This is a genomic window from Halomonas sp. 3F2F (assembly GCF_014897805.1).
In the GTDB taxonomy this organism is placed as follows: Bacteria; Pseudomonadota; Gammaproteobacteria; order Pseudomonadales; family Halomonadaceae; genus Vreelandella.
The window spans coordinates 49,718-76,325 of record NZ_JABUZE010000017.1 but is presented as its reverse complement, the minus strand read 5'-3'; the positions used below and the strand labels follow the sequence as shown (position 1 = coordinate 76,325).

Sequence of the window (26,608 nt, the reverse complement as noted above, 5' to 3'; positions counted from 1 at the left end):
AACTAGCCAAATGGGCCACCCTGCAATTGGGTGGCCCATTCGTTAGTAACGAGGTTTGAGATGCAATTTCTGAGAAGCTCTCTGCTTATAAATTATGAAGCTCGACGACGGATGCCCTGCCCTGGCAAGCGTTCACGATCATGAGGGCGCTCTAAATCCAATAGCGGTCCGGCTGGCACAATACGCGTTGGATTAATCGTGTCATGGCTGTAGTAGTAATGGCGTTTTATCTGGTCCATATTGATGGTCTCTGCAATTCCCGGCCACTGATACAGCTCGCGAACGTAATTTGCTAGATTGGGGTAATCTTCAATACGTTTTAAATTGCACTTAAAATGACCGAAGTAGACAGCATCAAAACGGATCAGCGTGGTGAAAAGCCGAATATCCGCCTCTGTTAACCACTCCCCCGCCAGATAACGATGCTCGCTCAAGCGTTTTTCCATTCGATCTAAAGCATCGAACAAAGCCAGCACATGTTTTTCATACACCTGCTGATCCGTCGCAAAACCCGACTTATAAACACCGTTATTAATGTGCGCGTACACATCGTCGTTGATGTCATCAATAGTGCGACGCAGGTCATCAGGGTAAAAATCTAAATCGTTACCGGTCAACTCATCAAACGCGTGATTAAAAATGCGCACCAAATCAGCCGACTCATTATTGACTATTGCGCTACGTTGCTTATCCCAAAGCAGCGGTACCGTGACCCGTCCCGTATAGGCAGAATCACTCATCGTATAGAGCTGATGGTGATAGTCGACGTGGTTAACAGGATCCCCGCTGGAGCCCTCACTTTGGTCATACGTCCAGCCCTTATCCTGCATCAACGGGCTGACATGGGAAGTGCCAATGAGTGATTCCAGCCCTTTTAACTTGCGCATAATAAGAACTCGATGCGCCCAAGGGCAGGCTAGTGATACATAAAGATGGTAACGGTCTGCTTGCGCAGGGTAGCTCTGCCCTTCCCATTCTTTGCCTGACGGTGCGCCCATCATGGCATCGTCGCCCACCCAGTCGCGCAGCTGAGCAGACTCACGGACAAATTCTCCACCATGCTTCTTAGTGTCGTACCACTGATCAACCCATTCGCCGTTAACAAGCAGTCCCATCGGGCGGTCTCCTGTTGTAATAATCGTATGTAGTAAACGTATTAATAGTGCTGATGACGTTTAGCATACGCCCGCTTCCCCGATGCTCAAGCGGATGTTTTACGGCGATTCATTCGATGAAATCGAATCCTTAGGGCAGAGCTCGCTCACTCCCTGCTTCAATGCCTGTGCCATGGCATGGGCTGCAGGGCCAGCGCGATCTCGGTCTCTGAATATCAACTGCATAGGTACCATTCGTATGCCACCAGCACTGAGCGGCAAAGGTTTGAGTTGCCCACTTGAAAGTTCATCAGCAATACGGGTTTCTGGCATCCAGGCAAACCCTAACCCACGCTTCAGCATATCTAATGACGTGTTTAAGTGACTCACCGTCCATCGTTGCTCTGCTTTCAACCAGCCGGAATTAGTCGACTGGCGTATCGCTGAATCACGCACTACCAATTGACGGTGTTGGGTTAGATCCCGAAGGTCTAGCGAGCGGCTAAGCTGGTGCAACTCGTGGCTTGGGTGTGCAACGGCTATAAACCGCACGTTCACCAGCGGTTCACCTAAATACCCTTGAGCCGCAATCCCTGAGACGACGAGGTCCGCACGACCATCGTGGAGCATTTCCGTACCACCATTGAGCACGCTTTCATGCAACTGCACTCTGACTTGAGGATACGTTTCCGAGAAACGTTCAAGCGCTTTCGCTTGAGCAGCAGCTGGAAAAATCTGATCAATAGCGACCACGATTTCAGCTTCCAGGCCTGCAGCCAAACGGGTAGCAACATCTTCTAAAGAGGCAGCACTCTCAATTAACTGACGAGCCCGGCGCAATAAGAGTTCGCCCGCCTCAGTTAGGCGTACCTGCCTGCCCACCGGTTCCAGCACCTGAACACCCAATTGCTCTTCTAGCTTGTGCACGGCATGGTTAAGCGTAGATGGGCTTTTGTGAATAGCCTCGGCCGCCCGCGCAAACCCACCATGGTCAACAACGGCTGCCAGCATCTGCCACTGTGCAAGAGTTACTCGAGACATTTCGATTCCCTCGACGCTAAACAGCGAAATAATCCGCTTTATGTTCGAAAAACCCTTATAGAATGCCAGGAAAAAGCGCGGAGTACTTGCTTGCAAACAATTATTCCTAGGTATCAGGCTACCAAGGGGAGCTACCTGACACTTTTTCCCTTAAATCACGGCTAATCGACACTAAAATTGCCAAACACGACAAAAGAAACAATTTTTTACAAAAAAGACAGCATCTAACACCAGCCAATCACTAAGTCCTCTTAATAAATCTACTGGAGACTGCCTCATGATGAGTAATTGGCTTTCGAGCAGCCTTAATTTTTTGACAAAAATAATACATATCTAATACAAAAGCATTATGAAATTAATTTAACTTTTAAATTTGGTGGAAAATATTGCTAAGCGTCACCTCCCTATGGTTAATTACTCTGCCCACTTAGCCCTAACCCGGCTATCAAGAAGTTACTTTTTTTAGCGAACGGTGTTCACAAATAGATTTACTTACTTATTACTTCCGTATTTCAATGAAGTACATTTAGTGTACAGGCATACAGTCTGTTCACTCTCACCCTCATGGGGTATGGTTCTTGGGTTTACTTTCTTTCATGTTATTCATTTACCACGAACTCGGCGGCCCATTTACCCATGTTGCGAATTCTTCATTCGCTGCCCCGCACACATAAATTGTTACTGTTACCCGTGGCTACAATGGTCACTGTGCTGGGCACACAAAAGTTAATTACGACCTACCACGACTTAAATCAATCTCATACACCACTGGAAAGCGTGCTTGTACCGCTTCCCAGCGACTCTGCTCCAGGGGTTCCTTCATTGCGTCAAGAACGCACCCCCGTTGCTGAAGCCATTGATCGCGCTTCTCGCGCTATTGATGCCACGCGAGATAATATTCCGCTGAACGACCTCGCGGCTACCGAAATTGTCGATCTAGATGTCATCACTAGCGCCGAAGCCTCGATGGCTAGCGTCACGACGCAACCTCCCACTAATGCCCAGCTGGATGACGGCGCGCTTCACATGGCCGTGGTATTAGGGACCCTCTCAAGCGGTATGCTCGATGCTGATAAAACGGCTTCCGCCGAAGTGGATAACACGGCTTCCGTGGAAATTGCCGATGCCACTTCATATGAAGATTATGGCAATGAGCTATTTGGTGATATTTCGTTTCTCGAGCTGGAACTTGCTGCGGACGAGCCCTACGTCCCTAGGTGGAAAACACATATTGTTGAATCGGGTGAGACCTTTGCATTGCTGGCACAGAACAAGCTAGGCCTTGGCTACAGCGAAGTAATGGCGTTGCTAGAGGATCTCCCGGATCCACGTATGCTTACTCATTGGCGTACTGGCCACAGTTTCGATTACAAGTTAGATGAAAATGGTCGTTTACTGTCGTTGCGTATGATGAAAAACACCCGTGACGGTATCTTGCTGGAACGCGATGAAGAACACTTTGCCGCAACTGTTATTGAGCGCCAGGGTGAAGCGGTACAGCGTCTTTACGCGGGTAGCGTAAGCGGTAGTTTTGCACGCTCAGCCCAGGCAACGGGGCTAAGTAGCAGCGCCGTTACCGAACTCACTCACCTACTTGAGCAAAAACTCGATTTTCGGCGCGACAGCCGTCGCGGAGATCGCTTTCAAGTGCTAGTTGAGTCAGACATGATTGATGGAGAAGCGTTTGACTCTCGCGTGCTTGCTGTTAAGTACGATGGCGAACGCATGGATTTAACGCTTCTTCGCAATGCTACTGATAGCAATTTCTATACGCCCGAAGGGAGTAGCCTAGACCCTGCTTTCTCGCGCTATCCGTTTGAAGGCAATTACCGTCTAAGTTCCAATTTTAACCCGCGCCGCAAACACCCAGTGACTGGCCGTATAAGCCCGCATAATGGAACCGATTTTGCGATGCCTATTGGCACACCTGTCGTTGCTCCCGCCAATGGCCGCGTGGAAAAAGTGGGTAACCATCATGCCGCGGGGCGTTACATTGTCGTTCGTCATGATAATGGCTATCAAACCCGTTATCTTCACCTTTCTCGTCCGCTGGTCACCGAAGGTACGCGTATTGAAATGGGTGAGCGCATTGCGCTTTCGGGCAATACAGGGCGGAGTACGGGGCCTCATCTGCACTATGAAGTCATCGTCAACAACTCGCCTGTCAACGCGATGAACGTAGAGCTGCCTGAAAATACCAGCCTAAGCGGAGATACTTTGATTGCTTTCCAGCGCCAGGCTGAGCCCATGATGGCAGCATTGGATAGCGGTGAGACAGGTACTATCAGCGTTGCCAACTACGAGCGCCAAGAAGAGTAGTAACTTTCTGATTCTCTTTGCATTAAACAATAACGCCGCCCTTCAGGGCGGCGTTATTGCTTTGAAGCAAGTCTACGTTTACAAACCTTGCTTATAAACCATTCTTATAGAAAACCTAGCAATCAATCCGCCCTTCACGTTATACCGCTCGTGACAATGCAGCCAACAGGTCGGCGTCACGACGGTAAATATCATCGCGGAATTCTACTTCCCCTTGAGCATTTGGCCAGGCCGTTAAGTAGTGCAGCGCGACAGGAATACGCTGAGGGAGATTAACATTACGATCACTTCCACTACTGTTAAGCAACGAAGACAGTTGGTAGCGACTGCCACTATCTTGAAGCAGTAACTGCGCAAATTCCGTTACGCCTTCAACGCGCACACAGCCAGAACTGAGCGCTCGCTGATCGCGCTGAAACAACCCTCTGGCGGGTGTATCGTGAAGATAGATCATTTCACTGTTAGGAAAACGTACCACCACGCGGCCTAACGGATTACCGCCACCTGATACTTGGCGCAACATCACTGCACCTGGCCGTTGCCAGTCAATAGCGTCAGCGTTTAACCGCTCGCCGGAGTGGCTTATCACTTGGATATTACGCCGGGCCAAATAGCCTGGATCTCGTCTAACCTGAGGTAAGACGTCCTCGCGCATAATGGTCGGTGGAATTGTCCATGACGGATTGATGGTTAAGTGGCTAATCGCCGAATGGATAATAGGCGTTTCGCGCCGCGGTGTGCCGACTACCACCCTGGCATCCCAGTGCTCACCATTAGGCCGAGTGTAGTGCAATCGATACCCCGCAATGTCAACCCACACGCGCGGTTCATTGGTTTGGGTGGGCTTGATCCAGCGCGCCCGCTCTAAGTTGACACGCAGTTGATCGATTCGCGACGTGACCGGCGTGTTCAATGCAAGCCGCGTGCGCTGACCCACAACACCATCTTCTTGCAACTGATGACGACGTTGAAATTGCTTAACTGCCCCTTCTAACTCAGCATCATAGGTGCGCTGGTTGCTAACCGCCGATTGAACCTCAATCATTGGGTAGGCATTGCTATCCGCCGCCAGCAAGTTGGTTTCTCCCCAATAGGCCAAGCGCTGTCGCAATACCAGCACATCCTCATTAGTATCACCTGGGCGTAACGCCTCATCTCGACCGGCCAGATAGGGAACATTGCCTTTTTCAGCCAGCGTACGGTATTGACGTAGCGCATCACGTAGCTGAGCGTACTCCGTTGATGAGGGCCTCACATAGTCAAACGCGCCCTGAATATCGTCATTTTCCACTGCATGGGCAATGCGCAGCAAAGAGTAGCGGCGCTCAGGCCTAGGGATATCCCATTTCGGCTCGACCTCGTTTGGATTCACCTTGCCTCGCGAAAGGTGCTCAAGTGCGAGTAAAAGTGCTGTCGTGGCCTGAATATCAAAGTCAGCTTGCGCCAACGCCCCTGCTTGCTGGCTAGTCTGAAATGCGTTTAGCAGGATGCCCGCATCGTAATCACTAGGCGCTAAACCATCATCTTCAAGACTATTTAACGCCTGCACCAGTGCTTCAACACGGCTGATATCTTGCCAGACGGGCCGTTGATTTAGCTGCTGGTAAAAGTCCTCAACAGGCAGTAACGCACTGGATTGAGTATCTAAACGCTGAGCTAACGCCTGCTCAAGAGCGCCTGCATCAGCTTGCGCACTGGTAACCAACTGAGGCGCTTGGATCAGCGTCAGACATAGAGCCACCCCTATCGCCCATCGTCTAATTAACGTTGTCTCGTTCATCGCTCCTCCTTGCGTTACTATTCATCGTCGCTATTTATCATTGCGATTCATCATTATTACGCTACATCTATTTATCATAGCCGTTTACATGTCTCCTTCGTCGATATCTATTGCAGGATTGCACTCTATGCCTTTTTACCTACGTGCTTCTACCGCCATTTTGTCGCTTCCACTGTTGTTATTGAGCCTTCCCTTACAAGCCGCTAGCTTTTTCTCACAGGTCGCTTCTGCAGCACCTCCCGGCGTTTCGCCCTTGCATCATCAACTACTCCAACTAGCCCCATCAGCAACGCCAGAGGCGCTGCGACTCGCCGCTCAATCGCTTAGCTGTGCTGACCCAACCGCTGAGCGCTTAGCCGTCATTGATTACTCGCTTCCGTCTACCGAGCCACGGCTTTGGGTCTTCGACCTGCATCGACATAAGCTGCTATTTGAAGAGCTGGTTTCTCATGGGCAAGGCTCTGGCGATGCGTTGGCAGAGGTCTTCTCCAATACCCCCGAGAGCCACCAATCCAGCATCGGGCTCTTTCGCACAATGAATAGTTATTATGGTCGTAATGGCTATTCATTGCGCCTGGATGGCTTAGAGCCAGAGGTTAATGATCTCGCGTTTGAGCGAGCGATTGTGATCCATGGCGCTGACTATGTTAGCGACGACTTTATTACCCAGACCGGCAGGCTCGGACGTAGCCACGGCTGCCCTGCCGTACGCGAAGACATCACGTATCCGCTTATCGACAGCTTGAAAGAGAACCAGTATGTCTTCGCCTACTACCCTGATGAAGAGTGGTTAGCAACGTCGCAGTTTCTGCGCTGCCCAAACGACAATGCAGCCCACTTAGCCCAACGCTGATAATCTTCCTATCAAAATTGTCGAGCGGCGACGCTGCCCACTTTGTGAGACCAGCCTTAAAGCTGGTCTTTAAAATTCGCCTTTGAGACTGGTCTTTGAGACTGATCCGGATACATTAAGAAACATAGTCCTCAAAAACGCCAGAGACTGGTTTTCATCATTAATACAAGGTAACTCCGGCACGCACGGCAACCACCTGCAATACTTTGTGACAAAACATCACAAAGCTATTTACTATTTTGCAGGTACTGGCCATGTTTGCTTTTATGCATCCGTATCAAACTATCCATCGCCTAGAGCAAGAAGTGGCAGCGTTGAATGCCCAATTAGAGGCTGAAAAAAAGCGCCACCGCTGTCGCGCGATCAGCTTGATGACGCCGGTTGAGTCGCTCAGCATGCTTCAGGCTAGAGGCGCGGACATGCTTTGCTCATTGAGCAAGGGCGTAGAAGTGCACGCTCAGCACCTTGCTGCCGAGCAATCGACACTTACTGACACCTTCGGCCGTCTCCATAAAGCCGAGCAAAGCGCACAAACGTTGCAGCAACACCGCCAACGCTGCCAGCAAATAGACGCGTATTTATCGTCCTCGTTAGTGACTGAGCAAGCCTTCCACGAGATACGTCAGTTGAGTGTCGAATTAGGGCACAGCGCAGGCCATACACAAGCGTTAGCCATTACTGCGGCCTTGGAAGTTGCCCACTTTCATAAACAGCCGGAAGGCATGCCAGCGATTGTGCAGGACCTGCAAGCGTTATCAGAACACTCTCGGCAATTAGCACATCAGCTAGCGCAGTGGATCGAGCGCACCGCATCGCAAGTAAATGAAGATGCAAAGATCCGTGATTACCAGCAGCAGGAAATAAAGGCCCTAACCAGCGCTGCCCAAGCAGCAGAGCATGTCATTGAGCAGTTGATAGACCAGTCACGCCATATGTATAAGGTCATACACCACAGTACAACCACGGCTTATTTGCACGCCGCCAAACTCGAGCATGCGGTATGGAAAAGCCGCCTTTATAGGCAACTACTCTCTGCTCATCTGGAAGAGAATTTAGAAGATCACCAGCACTGCACGCTTGGGCACTGGTACTTTATGGGGGACGGTCGTCGCTATAAGCATACGGAGGCTTACAAAGCGCTGGCGGCACCACATAAGCGTTTTCATGAAAGCGGTTTAGAAGCACTTAAGTTTGCCCGCCAAGGTGATCATAATGGCCAGCTTGCGGCACTGGCTATGATGGAAGAAGCCAGCAGCCAGCTAGCGCTCCAGCTTGATAAACTGATGGAGCATGCTGTTTATGAGGTTCCCCTTTCAAATGGGCGCCCCTCACCATTAGCAGATTCACCTTGATGACGTGCTGTACGCCTGCCTAGCAGGCGTACACATATCACACCCTTTTATGCCATGCTGAGTGGGTTACTGCGCTTTTAATCACTCACTCAGCAGGGAAGGCAATGTCGCAGATCAAAAAGCTAGATCTCGCTTTACAGGGCGGTGGAGCCCACGGTGCTTATACATGGGGTGTCATCGACCGCTTACTTGAAGATGACCGTATCGAAATAGAGGGCATCAGTGGCACAAGCGCTGGCGCAATGAATGGTGTGGTCATGGCAGACGCCCTCACCCGCGGTAACAAAGAAACGGCTCGCCAAGCGTTACACCAGTTTTGGAAAGCGGTTAGTCGAGCGGGTATGGCGAGCCCAATTCGCCGCTCACCACTTGATGTACTTACCGGAAACTGGTCTCTCGATCACTCACCGGGTTATGTGGCTATGGACCTTTTAAGCCGCCTGGTATCCCCCTACCAACTGAACCCTCTGAATATTAATCCATTGCGTGACATTGTCGCCGAACATATTGATTTCGAACGTGTAAGACGTTGTGAGCAGCTTAAGCTATTTGTGACAGCCACTAACGTTCGTACTGGAAAACAGCGCGTCTTTCGCCGCGAAGAGATGAGTGTAGATGCGGTGATGGCCTCTGCTTGCCTGCCATTTGTATTTCAAGCCGTTGAGATAGAGGGTGAAGCGTACTGGGATGGCGGTTATATGGGTAACCCAGCGCTGTTCCCTTTAATGGAGGAGTGCAGCGCACGCGACATTCTGTTGGTACAGATTAACCCCATCAGTAGAGAAGAAGTCCCCACGTCTGCCTCAGCCATAATGAATCGACTAAATGAAATTACCTTTAATTCCGCCCTGATTAAAGAAATACGCATGATTGCGCTGCTTAAGCGCACACTGGATGAACAGGGCATCGAAAACTGCTATCAGCAAGCGCTCTTCCACCGTATCAGTGGCGAACAGGCGCTAGAGGACCTCTCGGTATCTAGCAAAATGAATTCAGAATGGGCGTTTCTATGTCATCTGTTTGAGCAAGGGCGTGATGCCGCCGAACGCTGGCTAGAAACTCACTTTGAAGCGATAGGTGAAAGTTCAACACTGGATATTGACGCTGTTTATTTGCACGAATAACCAGCACTCAGGTGTCGCACGTCTTCACCGCAGATGCGCCACCTTGGTGCATTACCAGCCTACTGAAACTCTCCACCTATTAAACAAACACACATAAGAAACTGATTTTAAAATTAAAATAATCTTATGGCGAACTAATTGCTTCACTCTTACTGAATGATGGTAGGCGTGGACCAGGCCCAACGGGTACGAGTGCGTCGAGCCTGCCCTTCAATGGCGAAGGCATGTTCTCGTTAACAACATAGCGCCTTTCCAAGCGCCATGTTTTGACCCACTCGTATCGTGCTCTGTGAGGCCATCCATGGACATTCGCAATAAAGCTAACCGCATTCGGCTATTAAACTTCTCTACCCCTCAAATGCGCGCGTTCCACTTTTCTTGGTTCGCGTTCCATATCTGCTTTTTTGGCTGGTTTGGCATCGCTCCACTGATGGCAGTGGTCCGTGAAGATTTATCACTCACCCAAACGCAGATCGGCAATACCATTATTGCCTCCGTTGCTATTACCGTTATCGTCCGCCTGCTCATTGGCGTGCTATGCGATAAAATTGGGCCTCGTAAAACCTATACCGGTTTGTTGATGCTCGGCGCTGTGCCCGTTATGGGCATAGGTTTTGCCAATAGCTTTGAGACCTTCTTACTCGCTCGCTTAGCCATCGGAGCCATCGGCGCATCCTTTGTGATCACCCAATATCACACCACGATGATGTTTGCGCCAAATGTCGTTGGCACCGCCAATGCGACAAGTGCTGGCTGGGGAAACTTGGGCGGCGGTACGACGCAAATTCTGATGCCGTTGATCTTCTCAGGTCTACTAATGCTTGGCGTTAGTGAAACGCTAGGGTGGCGCTTAGCAATGGTAGTGCCTGGCGTCGTACTGTTTTTTACTGGGATTGGCTATTGGCTGTTTACCCAAGACGCTCCCGATGGCAACTTTAGCGACCTGCGCGCCCGCGGTGAGTTACCCGAAGCCACAGGTGAAAATAGCGCAGTACAAAGCTTTCTAGCCGCAGCAAAAGATATTCGCGTATGGGCGCTGTTTATTGTTTACGGGCTCTGCTTTGGCGTCGAACTAACCATCAATAATATTGCCGCTATCTACTTCTTCGACAAGTTTGATCTGACCCTGGCGACCGCTGGTTTAATCGCTGGTTTATTTGGCCTAATGAATATTTTTGCCCGTACCCTTGGCGGCGTTTTTTCAGACCTGTTCGCCAAACAAGGTGGTTTAAAAGGGCGAGTTCGCTGGCTGTTTATCGCCTTGGTGTGTGAAGGAATAGCGCTCATTGCCTTCTCACAAATGCATGTCTTAAGCCTCGCAATCGGCATCATGCTGGTCTTTAGCCTGTTTGTTCAAATGGCCGAAGGAGCAACATTTGGCGTGGTACCCTTTATCAATAAAAAAGCACTCGGTGCTGTTGCCGGTATCGTGGGGGCGGGTGGAAACGTAGGTGCCGTATCCGCCGCCTTTCTGTTCCGTAGTGAAAGTCTTGGCTACCAACAAGGGCTTTTTTACCTTGGCATTACCGTATTAGTGCTTGCTTCCTGTGTACTGGTAGTACGTTTCAGCGATGCCACAGAAGCTGAAGAAGCAACTGCCTATCGTGATGCGGTTGGCGACGATACGAGCGCAGGCGCACTCTCGCTGCGTTAGAATTCACTTACCCCTCTGTACGCTTTATCCGCGACGATTTTTTACGACACGTTTTCGCGACACTTATCGCAACAGAGGGGATTTCATCTCAGGCGGGGAGTAAAAGGAAACCACTATGTCTTCAGCCCAACAGCTACTCTTAACCGCCCTTCGATGCGATATCGATAGCCTGCACCACCTAGCCACTACCTCAGAGATCGTTGGCGACATTAGCGGTTTTATCCATGCGCTCCAACGTGAACGAGGCGCCTCGACGATTTACCTTGTCTCGAAAGGTAAACGGTTTGCTACTCGGCGAAAGGAATTTGTACAGCATAGCCAAGAAGCCGAGACCGTTATGCGCCAGCGACTAGAAGCGCTTACCGAAGAAGCACGACCACAGGCAGCGGCACGCTTACTCAGGCGGATCGCGGCGGTGTGGCTTGCCCTGGATGACCTAAACACGTTGCGGCAAGCCATTCTTTCGTTTGCGATCTCTCCTGATGCGGCAACCCAGGCCTTTAACCACTTAATTAGTGGGCTTCTCGCCATTGTATTTGAAGCAGCAGATACCTCAGTAGACCCGGATATCACTCGCGCACTGGTGGCTATCTTCCACCTTATGCAAGGCAAAGAGCTAGCTGGGCAAGAACGTGCCTGTGGTGCCTTTGGCTTTACCCATGGGCATTTCGACGATGCCCATCGCGAATTGATTCACCAATTAGTACGCGATCAGCAGCGCTGCTTCGACACCTTTGAAGAGTTTGCCTCACCTGAAGCTAAGCTTGTTTGGCAGCAGACTCTCTCGCCGCGAACACTCGCGGGGATTCAGCAGCTTCGTAACATTGCTTACCAACATGTTTGCCAACACTCTCATCAAGAAGGCCGCGTAGACAAAACGCTTAGCGAAACATGGTACGACCTAACCACATTACGCATTGATAGCATCAAAGCCGTTGAGGACATCCTAAACCGCCAATTAACGGCGCTATGTCATCAAAAAATCGCTCAGGTGCATTCGACGTTAGAGCAGGCTAAAACACCTCCTAACCAGCCAACTCTTGCTCCCTGTGAGCAGCTTCTTGCCTTAAGCGATACACAACCATTAGGAGAGCTGACAGCTAGCGCTTTAATCTCTCCATTAGGACGTTCACTGATTGAGCTTGCCCATGCCCAGTCGAGCCACCTTCAAGGTCTTAGCGATGAGCTGGAAAATACCCGTAAAGCCCTGCGTGAACGTAAGCTCATCGAACGCGCCAAAGGCCTTATCATGGCCCACCAGGAGATGACCGAAGAAGAGGCTTACCGTTTTTTACGTAAAACCTCGATGGATCACAGTAAAAGTATGGCCGATATGGCGCAGTCGATACTCGACCTTTCATCTATGCTCAAACGCAAAGACGAAAACACGCACACAAGCTGAAACAGCTCATTTGCAACACGGTGGACAATTAGCCATTCTTATATCTCCCCTTTCTGAATGAGCTAGGAGCACACGCTATGCAGCACCGTGTCCTAATGATCACTGGCGCCTCAAGTGGAATTGGTGCCGCCACCGCGCGAGCAGCCTCACGTGAAGGTTATAAGCTGATACTTGCCGCCCGCTCTACCGACAAACTTACTGCACTATCCCAGGAGCTTGGCCCAGAAAACGTGCTGACATGTGCGTTGGATGTCACCGACATGGCGCAACAGCAAGCAATGGTCGATCAAGCGATTGAAACATTTGGGCGTATTGATGCAGTCTTTGCAAATGCTGGGCGCGGTGGTTCTCCCGGCGGTTTTAGCGGTGCAGATCACGACGCTTGGCGTGAGATGATCCTGACCAATATTTACGGTGTAGGGCTAACGCTTCAGGCATGCCTTCCCGCGCTAAAGCGGAGCAAAGGGCATGTACTATTAACCGGCTCAGCTGCTGGACGAACTACGATTCCAGGCTCGATGTATAGCGCCACAAAATGGGCAGTGACCGGTATAGGCTATAACTTGCGTGAAGAGCTACGCGGAACGGGCATGCGCGTTACCTTGATTGAACCGGGCATGGTGGATACCCCTTTCTTTGATAAGCCACCAGAGCATGCGCTTGAAGATCGCGATATTGCCAACGCCGTGATTTATGCACTTTCTCAACCACCACACGTCGATGTGAACGAGATTTTAATTCGGCCAACGCCACCCACTGATTAATCGACGCTGCGAACGGACAATAATGGCACCTTGCATTTCTTCTTACCTGCCCACATAACACTGGAATACCTAGCGTGCTAATAAATAACGCCGTTAATTTAGCCGCCCATACGCTTTTAAATGCAGGTGCCCCATGAGCCAACTCGCCAATACCGCCCTTTCCGTGCTCGATCTAGCACCGATTCGTCAAGGTGGTAGCGCTGAAGAAACATTTCGCAACAGCGTGTCCCTAGCGCAACGGACAGAACAGCTCGGCTATACGCGTTACTGGCTGGCTGAACACCACAATATTGCTGGCATCGCCAGCGCAGCAACTGCCGTATTAATTGGTCATGTTGCTGGGCAAACTTCCACTATACGCGTGGGCAGCGGTGGCATCATGCTACCTAACCATCCACCCCTGGTGATTGCCGAGCAGTTCGGCACCTTAGAAACACTTTACCCAGGCCGGATTGATTTAGGACTGGGCCGTGCGCCCGGCTCAGATGGCGCCACCATGCAGGCGATGCGCCGCAATGCACAGGCGGGCGTCGATGACTTTCCACAGCTGCTAAATGAGTTACAAAGCTACTTAGCGGATGCGGACCCACAGCAGCGTGTGAAAGCCGTCCCTGGACAAGGCACCCACGTACCTATCTGGCTACTCGGTTCTAGCGGTTATAGTGCTCAATTAGCCGCAAAACTCGGACTCCCCTTTGCGTTTGCGGCCCAGTTTGCGCCGGGATACTTATTTGAAGCGTTGCGGCTTTATCGTGATAATTTCCGGCCGTCGGAGCACTTAGATAAACCTCATGCCATGGTAGGGCTACCTGTTATCGCCGCAGAAAGCGATGCCATGGCTCATTACTTGGCAACAACCTCTCAACAGAAATTTCTTAGCCTTATTCGAGGCAAGCCGACCCAGTCGCTGCCCCCGGTTGAACAGATGGACTGGACCCCGATGGAGCGCTCCCAAGTAAGCCAGTTCCTTGGTGCCGCCATCATTGGTGGGCCCGATACGGTCAAAGCTGAGCTAGAGGCCTTTCAGGCGCGTACGGGCGCTGACGAGTTAATGATCAATAGCGACTTTTATGATCATGCCGACCGCTTGCGTAGCTATGAAATTGTGGCAGATGTCGCTCGATAACCCATTAACTAAACGCCAAAACCATGACCACACTTAGCTTTACACCCATGACGCAAGAGGACTTCACGGTCTTCTGGCCTACTTTTCAGTCCATCGTTAGCGCTCAAGAAACGTACGCTATCGATCCTGATATTACCTTTGCAGCAGCTTATGCATTGTGGTGTCAGCAGCCCAGAGCGTCATTTGCGGTAAAAGATGATCAAGGCGTATTACTAGGCACTTACTATCTAAAAGCCAATGCAGCAGGCCCTGGCCAACACATTTGTAACTGCGGCTATATGGTAACGCCTGCTGCTAGGGGGAAAGGTGTCGCCCGCCAGATGTGCGAACACTCGCAGCATATAGCACGCCAACATGGCTTTGAAGCGATGCAATTTAATGCCGTGGTGGCCACAAACCAAGTGGCCGTCGCCCTGTGGCAACGGCTAGGGTTCGCGATTGTCGGCACGATTCCTAACGCCTATCGGCACGCATCCCAGGGGTTAGTCGATAGCTACGTAATGTATAAAGCGCTTTAGTGGCCACTTGATAAAATGGCACGCTTTATTGGTAGGGCATCATAGGTCACCGGGTTACTTAAGGCAGCGTTGTAGAAGCTCTTCAGCGGCGGCGCTGCCCAACTCGGTTAAATGGGCAATATTTCGCTCTGGGATTTGTTCCGTATCACCGTAAAAAGCAATCGCTTTTTCGACACTGGCCTCGCGCAATAGATGAACCATCGCGTAGGGCGAGCGGTTAGTGTAATTCGCCGCATCTTCAGGCTCAGCATCGGCAAAACAGTAATCAGGATGGAAGGTTGCTAACTGATAAACACCCTCATACCCCAGGTCTGCCAGCAGGCTTTCGGCAAGTTCGACATAATCCAGGTAGTGATCGAAGCTTTTAAACAGCGTGGGAAACACCAGCAGTGTGGTTTCCGTTTCTGGATGCTCGTTCAGCCACTCTACTTCGGCTATTAGTTCCTCCAATGCCACGTCGATTTTTTTCGAGCGTACCACCTCGACCCGAACGTTACCGCCATCAAGCTCGCGCTTAGCAAACGGGCATATATTGTGTTCCACAATAAAGCTGCGCACCCACGCTAACGTCTGCTCTGCTATCTGATTATCCGCCTCTTGCATCACGCCTACTACCTTACATTAGAGTGGCTACTACCACGGCTAGGACCTGCCCGTGTACCGGTAAGAAATAGTGTACCTGCAAGAACAAGCAAATGCTTCAGGTGTGCGCCTGGTACCGTGCCAACGCTACTTCATAAGACTTATGAATATGATCATCCATTAGGGCCCGAGCCGCTTTTCCATCTCTGTTTAACGCCAGTTCCACCAATTGATGGTGTTGCTCGTCCAACTCTTGGCGAATAGAGGGCATTTTGGGCCCCAAGCGGCGATAGCGATCAAACTGATCGTGCAGCTGCTCTATAAATCGCAGCAACCACACCGACCCACAAGGCGCCACCAGAGTGCGATGGAACTGAGTATGTAGACGTTCCCACTCCTCCCCTTTATCGAGTGATACATCCGCACGTTTTAAGCGATGAGCCGCTGCTAAAAGATCGGCTTCCCATACCGCATCGCCGTGGGCAATGGCACGCTCAAACGCCATGCCCTCTAGTTCAGTGCGCAGGCGCGCAATATCATCCAGCTCCTCCCTCGACAGCTTCGGAACCCTGAAGCCACGTTGGTTTTCTTGGATTAATAAGCCGTACGCCGCCAGTTTATTTAATGCTTCACGCAGCGGGCTTAGCCCTACTTGGTAATGCTCTTTCAGCGCATTAATGGCTAATTTTTCTCCAGCCGCAAAGCGGCCACCGACTAAATCTCTGCGCAACGCATCATAAATAGGACTGGAGGCTGTATCAGCAGGAGGTGGGATGTGCTTGTTCATTCCATGATCCTTTTGCGCATCTTCGCGAACGCGTCTGTTAACGGAGATTCTAGAGCTAGGTGTTGACGTCTCACAATAGCCTAACCTATATTCTATTTTATTCAGAAAAATCGATTTTAAATAAAATAAACGATGAAGAGGCAAAATTGATGCTTTTAATTGAGATGCCGCTGCTAATGGCACTGGGCATATGAAACAGTCGGCACTCTTTTGGGCTTTCTTGCGTGTTGGCATCCTCGGCTTCGGCGGGGGGCCTGCCATGATACCGCTAGTACGTGCTGAAGTTGTGACGCGGCACAAGTGGCTAACCGATGAGGAGTTTGCCGACGTACTTGCCATTGGCAACACGCTGCCCGGCCCTATCGCGACTAAGATGCCTGGCTATATCGGCTACCGGGTTGGCGGCATCAGCGGCTGTATTGCGGCGGTTATTGCCGTGATTGTGCCTATGATTGTGGCAATGATTGTCATGCTCGGTATTTTTAGTCGCTATCGCGACGTTGCCTGGATACGCGGCATGGGGCAGGCAGTCATCCCTGTCGTTATGATCATGATGGGGCAATTAACCTGGGATTTTTTCGACAAATCTCAAGCAGCTCTTGGCTGGCTTGCAAGCGCACTAATGGCAGTTATTGCAGGTGGATTAATTTATTGGCTGGGTGTGCATCCTGGCTGGGTCATTGGTGCCATCCTATTAACAGCCTTACTGCGTCCAACGGCTAAAAAACGCGTCGAGGGCTCAGCATGATTTATTGGGAGCTTTTCTTAGCGTTTTTTATTCCTAACATTATTGGCTATGGCGGTGGCCCCGCGATTATTCCTCTTGTTGAAGCCGAGGTGGTTGGCCGTTATGGCTGGATGACCTCTCAGGAGTTCGCCGAAACACTCGCCTTGGGCAACGCCCTCCCCAGCCCTATTGCAACTAAAATGGCGGGCTATATTGGCTATGACATCGCAGGCGTTGGCGGCGCATTTGTAGCTGTTTCCGCGACGGTTATTCCCTCTTTACTGTTGATGCTAGGAGCACTGGGGCTACTTTACCGTCACCGTGACTCTCCCCGTGTCAAGCGTATGAGCCAGTGGGTACGCCCAGTCATCGCCATCATGATGGCGTGGTTAACCTTGGGCTTTCTACTCGAAAGCCTTAACACCAGCGGGGCTATCCATACGCTGATTATCGGCATAGCGGCTGCTATCGCCTTGTTACGCTTCAACATGCATCCCGCCTTTGTGGTTATGGGTGCTTTAGCTTATGGCGCTCTTTTTATTAGCTAACAAAAAATGCGAGGACTGGCATGCACACTGATCCACACTATTACCCTTCCGCTTCACGTCGCATGGTTACCTTTGGCAAACGCGGGATGGTTGCGACATCTCAATCGCTTGCGGCACAGATAGGTGTTGATATTTTACGCAAAGGCGGCAATGCCATTGATGCTGCCATTGCGACAGCCGCTACGTTAACCGTTGTTGAGCCTACCTCGAACGGTATCGGTAGCGATGCCTTTGCTCTGGTATGGGTAAAAGGTGAGCTACATGGCCTCAATGCTAGCGGCCCTGCTCCTAAGAGTATTTCATGTGATGCCGTTAAGGCCTTGGGCCATGAGGAAATGCCTGCCCATGGATTAGTCCCGGTCACCGTGCCGGGTGCGCCTGGCGCTTGGGCTGCGCTTTCAGAGCGTTTTGGTAAACTGCCGTTTGAGCAGTTGTTAGCACCAGCAATAGAATTAGCCGAAGAAGGTTTTGCTATATCTCCAGTAGCGAGTCAGCTATGGGAACGCGCCGTAAAGCGCTATGGTCAATACCAAGCAGCAGAGTTTACCCCCTGGTTTACGCACTTTACGTCCAACGGGCACGCCCCCAAAGCGGGTGATGTTTGGCGCTCTCCAGATATGGCAAAAACGCTGCGTGAAATTGCCAACAGCCATGCAGATGCGTTTTATCAAGGAAGCCTAGCAGATGCGATGGATGCCTTTTCACGTCAGCATGGCGGCTTCTTACGCAAAGAAGATTTACAAGCATTCAAGCCGGAGTGGGTCAAACCCATCAGTGTCCGGTATCGGGGCCATGATATTTGGGAAATCCCCCCCAACGGCAGCGGGTTAATTGTGCTCCAAGCGCTGGGGATACTTGAGTCACTAGATGACCAATCGAAAGATCCGGTGGAAACCCTTCACCGCCGTATCGAAGCAACAAAACTGGGTTACGTAGATGGCTTACGCTACATTACTGAACGCTGTGCAATGCAACCCAGCGTTGAGCAAATGCTATCGAGCGAGTACCTCTCGCAACGCGCAGGCCTTATTGGCCAAGACGCCATTAACCCGGCCCATGGCAATCCGCTAAAGGGCGGCACCGTCTACCTAGCAACAGCGGATGATGACGGTAATATGGTGTCATTCATTCAAAGCAATTTTGAAGGTTTTGGTTCTGGAATGGTCGTGCCTGGCACCGGTATCAGCCTGCAAAACCGTGGTTGGTCATTCTCCCTTGATCCACAACATCCCAACGCGTTAGCCCCCGGCAAACGCACTTACCACACTATCATCCCCGGCTTTATTACCAAAGATAACCAAGCTGTTGGGCCCTTTGGCGTGATGGGTGGCTACATGCAGCCTCAAGGTCATGTGCAGGTAGTAACAGCGATGCTAGAGGATCACTTAAACCCACAGGCAGCACTGGATATGCCGCGCTGGAAGTGGACCAACGGCAAAACAATTGAGGTCGAAGCCGATTTCCCCAACCACTTAGCACTTGCCCTAGCCCGCCGCGGGCATCACATCGTTAAAGTCGCCGACTCGATTACTTTTGGCCGGGGTCAAATCATTCTACGCGACTCTGACAGCGGTGTGCTCCAAGGCGGTACCGAGCCGCGCACCGATGGCGCGGTACTGCCTCTTTAAATTTTCGTTCACCCAACGTTCACCACGACCTTTCAATATCCACCTTGCAAGACTGCCCAATCTCCACCTACTGCTGTGCAGTTTACGCACTGCACAGCAGTGGGCTGGCTATCAACGCCAAAGCGTCGCATCATGGCACTCTTTTTCTTGCTAGGTACTTGCCTGTCTCACTATGCCACCATTACCGTCCGATACTGCCTCTACTTCACCGCTGAGCGGTTTCTTTAGTGTGTTCCGCTATAGTCGGCGAGCGCTTGCACTCGTGTGGGAAACCTCACGCTGGATGATGCTGGGCTTAGCGCTATGTACCTTAGTGGCAGGGGTTCTACCTGCCGTGGCCGCTTGGGTCGGCCAACTGATTGTAGATGGCGTCGTGGCGGCGATGGAAAGCTACCAGGCGGCGAGTTCGCCCAACCTCTGGGAAACACTAACGCCTGTATTAGGCTTAGTCGCCTTGGAAGGGCTGATTATTGCGTTTATTGCCCTGGCACAACGTGGCCTTTCGGCCCAGCAATCGCTACTGCGTGCGCTGCTGGGCCAGAAAGTTAATGTGATGATTCTAGAGAAAGCGGGCACGCTGTCACTCAGCCAGTTTGAAGATTCAGAATTGTACGACCAGCTCACTCGGGCACGGAGGGAAGCGTCTACGCGCCCGCTCGCGCTGGTGAATAAAACCTTTGGGTTGCTACAAAATGCTATTTCACTAGCTAGTTTTGGGTTTCTACTGGTGCAGTTCTCCCCCTGGGCGTTACTCATCTTGGTGGTGGGAGCATTGCCCGTGTTTCTCTCAGAAGCGAAGTTTTCCGGCGATGCCTTTCGGCTATTTCGCTGGCGCTCACCGCAAACCCGTATGCAGATCTATTTAGAAACGGTTCTTGCTCGGGAAGACAGTATCAAAGAGGTAAAGCTCTTTGGCTTAGAAGGTCTGTTTCTCCAGCGTTACCGGGATATCTTTACCAAACTATTTGCCGAAGATCGCCGCCTAACGTTACGTCGTGAAGGCTGGGGATTTATCCTTGGCCTGTTAGGCACGCTGACATTTTACGCTGCCTACGCCTGGGTAGTGATTGAAACTGTCGCGGGAGCACTTACCCTTGGCCAAATGACCATGTATTTGATGGTATTTAAACAAGGCCAAAGCGCCCTTTCGGCAAGTTTGACTGCTATTAGCGGTATGTACGAAGACAACCTCTATCTTTCCAATCTTTACGAATACCTCGAGCAACCCACCGAAGGTGAAGAAGGCCACCTCACCAAAGGTGTAACGCCAGGTGATGGGTTACGCTTCGAACATGTCAGCTTTGCCTACCCCGGTGGCAGCGACGTACTGCACAATATTTCGCTACATTTAGCGCCGGGCAAAAGTATTGCATTAGTCGGGGAAAACGGCTCGGGCAAAACCACGCTGATTAAGCTATTAACGCGGCTCTACCACCCGACCAAAGGGCGAATTTTGCTGGACGGTAGTGACCTAAAGCACTGGGATACCCAGGCATTACGGACGCGGGTTGGAGTTATTTTCCAGGATTTTGTGCGTTACCAACTCTCTGTTGGCGAAAACCTTGGAGTTGGCGACACCCAAGTCTTTGATGACCAACAACGCTGGCAGCAAGCCGCTCACGATGGCATGGCGGATAGCTTTATCGACCGCATGCCACATGGCTACCAAACTCAGCTAGGACGTTGGTTTAAAAATGGCCAGGAACTCTCGGGTGGTCAGTGGCAGAAAGTAGCGCTTTCACGCGCTTATATGCGTCACAATGCCGATATTTTAGTATTGGATGAGCCTACCGCAGCGATGGATGCCGCAGCGGAAGCCGAAGTATTCGCCCGCTTTCGCGAGCATAGCCACGATAAAATGACGATCTTAATTTCCCACCGTTTTTCGACAGTGCGCAGCGCAGACCAGATCATTGTGATTGACCAAGGGAGTATTACTGAACGCGGCACCCATGAAGAACTGCTTACTTATAATGGTCGGTATGCAAAACTGTTTCGGCTTCAAGCCAAGGGTTATCGTTAACTGAACAGTTGACGCTCCTATAAGCATCGGTTAAAAGATAAAGACTGCTTTTAAAAAGTAGCTTTATTTTTATTAACGAGACTTTCTCAGAGACCTTCTCATGCGCTGGCAAATCCCCGCGACTCGAATGAATAAGCTGCACCGAGTTATTAATAATTCGGTATCGGCTTATTGTTGTCGCGCGCCAGAAATGTAGTGAGAAAATTGGCCGCGGCAGATGTCGCGGCCATGTGTTTTATCGTTACCTTTGATACTCCCTGATCGCGATGTTGCCCGGCCTCCTAACCCAGGAGACCGCCCCCATGGCAGTAGCAACAATTACCCGCAAACTACTCAACGCTGTTAAGCACTATCGTACCCAGCGGCGTCTTTACGAAGACCCACGTCTCCACAACTCGCACCTGTTAAAAGATATTGGCTTACGTTGGGAGCAGGGCCAACTGGTATCTATTCACGGTGTAGAGGAACCAAGTCAGCGCAACCAACGCCACCAGGCCGAAACCCGCGATGCCTATGAAACGTGTCCACGCTGCGGGAGCAGCCTGACATAGCCAACGCCCCGGTCACAGGAAGTGGCCGGGGCGTTTTAATGCGCGCCCATCAAATCCCATTAAAAAAGCCGACCCAATAGGTCGGCGAAGCTGATGAGAGTTGCTCGGTAAACAGGCCGAGCAATAAGATGCCTGGGGAAGGCATCGCCAAAACGCCTGCTCAAGCGGCTTGGCGATACCCTCGCCCGTCACCCTTACTTTTACGGGAGTAACTACCCTTACCTTTTTTCGGTGTTTGCTGCTGCATTTTGAACATAGGCGTTCGCAGCTGCGCTTTCAATGCGTTATCGCGTATCTTGCCTTTTTTCACGGTGTACACCTCAGTCTTTGAAAAAACAGTATTTGAAAAACAGTTTTAAAAATAGCCTTTATAAAATAGACATTAACAAATGCGCCTCGGGCGGCGCAGTAGTTTACCTAGTCCCACTGTGGCCGCCGTCCTATTGGTTCCTGCCGCTTGTATGACCCAGTGAGATCGGCCAAGTTCCCAAGATGCTTACGCCGACGCTTAATCACTATGGGTGGTTAACGTGCTCGCGGCAGGACTTTCCGCCACCATGCTCACCACGCTGCCCACCATAATCAGGCACGGTGAGGGTAACGGTTGAGCAGCGAGTCGCGCGGGCATGTCCGCCAACGTGCCCACTAAGGATTGCTGTTCAGGCTGGCTAGCGTTTGCTACCAACATAATGGGCCACGTATCGGGCAGGCCCGCTTGGCGAAGGCCGTGGCAGATAGCATCTACTTTGGAAAGCCCCATATAGAACACTAGGGTTTCATCCTGACGGGCAAGGGTTGCCCAGTCCGGCGTACCGCCTTCCCGGCACAGTTGCGCCGTAATAAAGCGCAACTGCTGGGCATGGCCACGATCTGTTAGTGGGATCCCCATCCCCGCAGCGGCCGCCGAGGCAGCGGTAATACCTGGCACTATTTCAGCAGATATTGAGGCATTCGCTAGCGCCCCCAGTTCTTCGCCCATACGCCCAAATACGCCTGGGTCGCCACCTTTCAAACGTACAACCGACTTACCCGCCTGAGCAAGCGAGACGATCAATGCACCTATCTCATCCTGAGGCACGCTGTGATGCCCGCTTGCTTTCCCCACGTAATAGCGTTCAGTACCTGGCGGTATCAGCCCCAGCACATCATCGCCCACTAAACGGTCATAGACCACCGCATCAGCCTGCATTAACAGTCGCGCCGCTTTCAGAGTGAGCAGCTCCATATCGCCGCTTCCTGCACCGACTAAATACACCGTTCCAGAACGGCACTCACCGCTTAGAGGGAGGCGTAAGCGCTCGGCTGACTCGCGACCAAAGGGCGCTAATACCCGCTGACTGAGGCGCATAAAGGCCTCAAGCCATTTCTGGGTCAGTTGTTTGCTTAGCGCACGCATGTGGACGCTCCTCTCAGTGATGAGTAATGATTCACGCTCAGTAGAGGCTGTCTAGCGCGATTGAGTATCCCAGGGCTTGGCGAGCGAAGCTCAAAGACAAACGCCGAAAGCGCCAGATAACGGTAGTGAGAGTTAGGATGCAGAACCTTGTTGGGCACTTCATCCACCCAAGCGGGTAACTGACGATTTTCGCTTAGCGCCGATTGGTAAGCAAGCCTATGTTGCGCCGCCCAAGTAACCTGCCCGGCGCGGCACTCCCCACACAATGGCAAACGTCTGTCCGCAGCCTGCTGAACCCACGGCGTTAGCACGCGGTGTGACAACCGTATCACGGCGTTAAACCACTTCAGTAGCAAGGGGTTGCTTAGTGCGGGCATTGGGCCGCTCCTCTTCAATCAGTGATTTCAATTCGGGAATACAGCTACCGCACTGGGTGCCGCAGGCAAGCCTAGCGCCCAACGCTTCTACGCTGATGTCGCCCTCACGGATGGCATGGACGATGGTGGTTTGGCCTACTTGATGGCAGCTGCAGACCACCGGGCCGGTATCCGTGGCGCCGTCGTCGCAGCCAGCTAATAGGCGGCGGCGGTGGGTATCGGTCAGTGCCGCTTCGTTAAAGCGCGCTTCCAGCCACGCTAACCCTGGCAACTCGTTGGGCGGGCCGACCATCAGCCACCAGCGCAACTGACCGTTTTCCACGCAGGCGGCGCGCAGTCGCCCGTTAGTGGGGTCTTGGCTGACGACCGATACATCGCCGGGCAGCCACGTTTTCAACAGCGCCAACCAGTCACTAACCGACTGCGTATTGGCAAGCTGCCAGCGCTGGCAGCCGCGCATGGGAATACGTGTCCAGTAGGCACTGGTGCACCAAGGTGTTGACTGCGCTGCCCCTTCGGCAACCAATAGGGTGGCCTGCCAATCAGTAGCAAGCGGCGCCAGCGCTACGGCGCCGTGTTTCGATTCCGGCTGCCCAGAGAGCGGATCGGTAATGCTGTCAATCAGCACGCTGCTTCTGGCCTGCTGGGTAAAGCAGTCAGTCCAATGGATGGGTACGAAGACCTCACCGCGGCGCTGGGCATTGGAGACCCGCACCCGAGCACGAAATTCACCTTTCGCGGCGGTTAACACCGCCAGCCCTTGATCCATAACACCGGCGGTGCGGGCATCCTCTGGATGCACATCCATAAAGGGTTCAGCACGGTGATTCATTAACCGAGGTGAGCGTGCAGTGCGGGTCATGGTGTGCCACTGATCACGAATCCGGCCGGTGTTCAGACGCAGCGGATAAGCGGCACTCAGCGCCTGTTCAGGCCCTTGGGGATGAATCGCCAGCAACTTGGCGCGACCATTGGCGGTGGCAAATTCGCCATCCTCAAACAGCCGAGCAGTGCCATGGGGTGCGGCTTTTGTGACCGGCCATTGAATGGGTGCTAAGGCGTCGTAACCCTCCCGGCCCAGCCCTATTAAGCCTGAGATATCAAACAACCGCTGCGGGCTATCAGGCACCGAACCGTTTTCAAACCCTGAGAGGCGAGCGTGCTCGTCGAAAATCTCCCAAGGGTGCGCATAGCTAAACGCCTCGGCAAACCCCAACCGTTTCGCCACCTCACACATTATCCACCAGTCGTGGCGGGCTTCACCTGGGGGCGGCAGCATGCCCCGCTGGCGAGAAATGCGCCGCTCGGAGTTAGTCACGGTGCCATCTTTTTCCGACCACCCCGAGGCAGGCAGCACAATGTCGGCATAAGGCAGCAGGTCGGTATGGGCAGCGCACTCGGAAACAATCACCAGTGGGCACTTTTCCAACGCAGCGCGCACCCGCGCAGCATCGGGCAGGCTGATAGCAGGATTGGTGGCCATCACCCACAGCACTTTTATCTCGCCACGCTCAATAGCCTCAAATAGTTCTACTGCTTTATAGCCGGGCCCTTGCGGCAGGATCGGCGTCAAGCTATCGGTAGTCCAGAAGCGGCTGACCAGATCGAGGGCGCCTGGAGTGTGGTAATCCATATGCGCGGCTAGCTGGTTGGCCAACCCACCTACTTCGCGCCCTCCCATGGCATTGGGCTGGCCGGTAATCGAGAATGGCCCTGCCCCCGGCAAGCCAATTTTGCCACCCGCTAGATGACAGTTAATAATCGCGTTGCACTTATCGGTGCCGCTTGAAGACTGGTTGACGCCCTGGGAGTAAAGCGTGACCACATGCAGCTGGCTGGCAAACCAGTAATAGAAGGTTTCCAGGCGCTCGGGGTCGACATCACAGGCCGCCGCTACCTCCGCCACCGAGCCCGCGGTTTGCTGGGCCGCCGCCAGGGCATCGTCAAACCCTTCGGTGTGGCGCTCAAGATAGAGGGTATCGAGCTTGCGACGCTGCGCCATCCACGCCAGCAGGCCGTTAAACAGATAAGCATCGCTGCCTGGCTTAATCCCCAGGTAGAGATCGGCGATTTCACAGCTATCGGTGACGCGTGGGTCGATCACCACCAAACGCATCAGCGGATTGCGCTCTTTAGCAACCTTAATCCGCTGATAGAGCACCGGATGATTCCAAGCCAAGTTGGACCCCACCAGCACGATCAGCTCCGCCTCTTCCAAATCTTCATAGTTACACGGCACCGCATCCGCGCCGAAGGCGCGCTTGTAACCCACCACCGCTGAGGCCATGCACAACCGCGAGTTAGTATCTAAATGAGGCGTGCCCAAAAAGCCTTTAAACAGTTTATTGGCAACATAGTAATCCTCAGTTAACAACTGACCAGAAAGATACGCTGCCACGCTGTGGTGGCCATACTCGGCCCGCAGAATGTTTAAGCGTTCCGCAGTGGTGCTTAGGGCGGTGTCCCAGGAGACCTCAACCCCATCGACGCGAGGGTGCGTCAACCGCCCCTGCTGTCCCAAGGTTTCATGTAGCGCAGAACCTTTGACGCACAAACGCCCGTAGTTAGCCGGGTGCCCGCGGTCGCCCTCGACAGCGCTCAGCGTGCCCGCTTCAACGGTTGCCGTCACGCCACAGCCAACGCCGCAGTAGGGACATGTGGTTTTGGCTTGCTGCGTCGTTGTGGACTGCTGCCCTGCTTTTGCCCCTCGCATAACACCTCCTCGGGTCGAGCCTGAACGCCGTATATACGTATATAAATGCCGAGCATAAAAAAACGCCCAGTCCCGTTCTCTAATGCGCTTTATAAACACATTGAGAGAAGAGGGCTGGACGTCGTTGCCACAGCGCACCTTCAGCGGTGCAAACTAGCTTTTACCACTACAGACTTTTACATCTGCCAAATTTCTAACAGCGACACATTTTCTAACGGCTCGTTATTTTTCTAACAGCTTTGGAATTGT

23 protein-coding genes are annotated in these 26,608 nt (G+C 52.1%); 14 read left to right on the top strand and 9 right to left on the bottom strand.

Annotated elements, in window-relative coordinates; genetic code table 11:
- Positions 1–92 precede the first annotated feature (92 nt).
- Positions 93–1,115 (bottom strand): glutathione S-transferase family protein, encoded by a 1,023-nt coding sequence (locus INT21_RS01725; protein ID WP_193068137.1) that lies wholly within the window; start codon positions 1,113–1,115, stop codon positions 93–95.
- A 99-nt stretch (positions 1,116–1,214) separates the two neighbouring features.
- A complete protein-coding gene (locus INT21_RS01720) occupies positions 1,215–2,135 on the bottom strand; it encodes a LysR family transcriptional regulator (RefSeq protein ID WP_089040900.1) in 921 nt (306 codons plus the stop codon).
- Positions 2,136–2,771: 636 nt separating this feature from the next.
- Here INT21_RS01720 and INT21_RS01715 point away from each other — a divergent pair.
- Positions 2,772–4,454, top strand: coding sequence for a peptidoglycan DD-metalloendopeptidase family protein (locus tag INT21_RS01715; protein WP_193068136.1), 1,683 nt, complete (start codon positions 2,772–2,774; stop codon positions 4,452–4,454).
- 139 nt (positions 4,455–4,593) lie between these two features.
- On the opposite strand, the gene INT21_RS01710 is transcribed toward INT21_RS01715, so the two are convergent.
- The gene (locus tag INT21_RS01710) at positions 4,594–6,234 is read right to left on the bottom strand and encodes a L,D-transpeptidase family protein (protein WP_193068135.1); all 1,641 of its coding nucleotides are present in this window, start codon (positions 6,232–6,234) and stop codon (positions 4,594–4,596) included.
- Positions 6,235–6,361: 127 nt separating this feature from the next.
- On the opposite strand from INT21_RS01710, the gene INT21_RS01705 reads away from it, so the two are divergent.
- The 8 genes from INT21_RS01705 (at position 6,362) to INT21_RS01670 (ending at position 15,027) form a co-directional block, all read left to right on the top strand.
- Entirely contained in the window at positions 6,362–7,087 is a 726-nt protein-coding gene (locus INT21_RS01705; protein WP_089038896.1) for a murein L,D-transpeptidase catalytic domain family protein, read from the top strand.
- 254 nt (positions 7,088–7,341) lie between these two features.
- Positions 7,342–8,439, top strand: coding sequence for a CZB domain-containing protein (locus INT21_RS01700; protein WP_193084768.1), 1,098 nt, complete (start codon positions 7,342–7,344; stop codon positions 8,437–8,439).
- Between the two features lie 104 nt (positions 8,440–8,543).
- Entirely contained in the window at positions 8,544–9,563 is a 1,020-nt protein-coding gene (locus INT21_RS01695; protein WP_193084767.1) for a patatin-like phospholipase family protein, read from the top strand.
- Positions 9,564–9,864: 301 nt separating this feature from the next.
- The gene (locus INT21_RS01690) at positions 9,865–11,217 is read left to right on the top strand and encodes a NarK family nitrate/nitrite MFS transporter (RefSeq protein WP_193084766.1); all 1,353 of its coding nucleotides are present in this window, start codon (positions 9,865–9,867) and stop codon (positions 11,215–11,217) included.
- Between the two features lie 115 nt (positions 11,218–11,332).
- A complete protein-coding gene (locus INT21_RS01685) occupies positions 11,333–12,619 on the top strand; it encodes a nitrate regulatory protein (protein ID WP_193084765.1) in 1,287 nt (428 codons plus the stop codon).
- 77 nt (positions 12,620–12,696) lie between these two features.
- The gene (locus INT21_RS01680) at positions 12,697–13,383 is read left to right on the top strand and encodes an SDR family oxidoreductase (protein ID WP_193084764.1); all 687 of its coding nucleotides are present in this window, start codon (positions 12,697–12,699) and stop codon (positions 13,381–13,383) included.
- 133 nt (positions 13,384–13,516) lie between these two features.
- On the top strand, positions 13,517–14,509 hold the full coding sequence (locus INT21_RS01675) for an LLM class flavin-dependent oxidoreductase (RefSeq protein WP_038482020.1): 993 nt from the start codon (positions 13,517–13,519) through the stop codon (positions 14,507–14,509).
- A 23-nt stretch (positions 14,510–14,532) separates the two neighbouring features.
- The gene (locus tag INT21_RS01670) at positions 14,533–15,027 is read left to right on the top strand and encodes a GNAT family N-acetyltransferase (protein ID WP_193084763.1); all 495 of its coding nucleotides are present in this window, start codon (positions 14,533–14,535) and stop codon (positions 15,025–15,027) included.
- A 54-nt stretch (positions 15,028–15,081) separates the two neighbouring features.
- Here INT21_RS01670 and INT21_RS01665 read toward each other — a convergent pair whose 3' ends face one another.
- Both INT21_RS01665 and INT21_RS01660 read right to left on the bottom strand, forming a co-directional pair.
- Entirely contained in the window at positions 15,082–15,630 is a 549-nt protein-coding gene (locus INT21_RS01665; protein WP_095602536.1) for a DUF1415 domain-containing protein, read from the bottom strand.
- Positions 15,631–15,727: 97 nt separating this feature from the next.
- On the bottom strand, positions 15,728–16,396 hold the full coding sequence (locus tag INT21_RS01660; RefSeq protein ID WP_193084762.1) for a GntR family transcriptional regulator: 669 nt from the start codon (positions 16,394–16,396) through the stop codon (positions 15,728–15,730).
- A gap of 190 nt (positions 16,397–16,586) precedes the next feature.
- Between INT21_RS01660 and INT21_RS01655 the strand changes: the two genes are divergently transcribed.
- From INT21_RS01655 to INT21_RS01635, 5 genes are all read left to right on the top strand, one after another.
- On the top strand, positions 16,587–17,144 hold the full coding sequence (locus INT21_RS01655; protein WP_193084761.1) for a chromate transporter: 558 nt from the start codon (positions 16,587–16,589) through the stop codon (positions 17,142–17,144).
- Positions 17,141–17,671: a chromate transporter gene (locus tag INT21_RS01650; protein ID WP_193061417.1), complete on the top strand. Its 531-nt coding sequence runs from the start codon at positions 17,141–17,143 to the stop codon at positions 17,669–17,671. Before INT21_RS01655 ends, INT21_RS01650 begins: the two co-directional genes overlap by 4 nt.
- A gap of 20 nt (positions 17,672–17,691) precedes the next feature.
- The gene (locus tag INT21_RS01645; protein WP_193061418.1) at positions 17,692–19,299 is read left to right on the top strand and encodes a gamma-glutamyltransferase family protein; all 1,608 of its coding nucleotides are present in this window, start codon (positions 17,692–17,694) and stop codon (positions 19,297–19,299) included.
- 172 nt (positions 19,300–19,471) lie between these two features.
- A complete protein-coding gene (locus INT21_RS01640; RefSeq protein ID WP_193061419.1) occupies positions 19,472–21,322 on the top strand; it encodes an ABC transporter ATP-binding protein in 1,851 nt (616 codons plus the stop codon).
- 302 nt (positions 21,323–21,624) lie between these two features.
- On the top strand, positions 21,625–21,873 hold the full coding sequence (locus tag INT21_RS01635) for a hypothetical protein (protein WP_193061420.1): 249 nt from the start codon (positions 21,625–21,627) through the stop codon (positions 21,871–21,873).
- A gap of 160 nt (positions 21,874–22,033) precedes the next feature.
- Here INT21_RS01635 and arfA read toward each other — a convergent pair whose 3' ends face one another.
- From arfA to INT21_RS01610, 4 genes are all read right to left on the bottom strand, one after another.
- The gene (gene arfA / locus INT21_RS01630; protein WP_193061421.1) at positions 22,034–22,183 is read right to left on the bottom strand and encodes an alternative ribosome rescue factor ArfA; all 150 of its coding nucleotides are present in this window, start codon (positions 22,181–22,183) and stop codon (positions 22,034–22,036) included.
- Positions 22,184–22,381: 198 nt separating this feature from the next.
- A complete protein-coding gene (gene cobA, locus INT21_RS01625; protein ID WP_193061422.1) occupies positions 22,382–23,269 on the bottom strand; it encodes a uroporphyrinogen-III C-methyltransferase in 888 nt (295 codons plus the stop codon).
- Complete coding sequence (locus INT21_RS20305) at positions 23,257–23,646, bottom strand: hypothetical protein (RefSeq protein ID WP_226916776.1); 390 nt, start codon at positions 23,644–23,646, stop codon at positions 23,257–23,259. Before INT21_RS20305 ends, cobA begins: the two co-directional genes overlap by 13 nt.
- Entirely contained in the window at positions 23,606–26,359 is a 2,754-nt protein-coding gene (locus INT21_RS01610) for a nitrate reductase (protein ID WP_193061423.1), read from the bottom strand. The genes INT21_RS20305 and INT21_RS01610 overlap by 41 nt, the downstream gene beginning before the upstream one ends.
- Between the last annotated feature and the right edge of the window lie 249 nt (positions 26,360–26,608).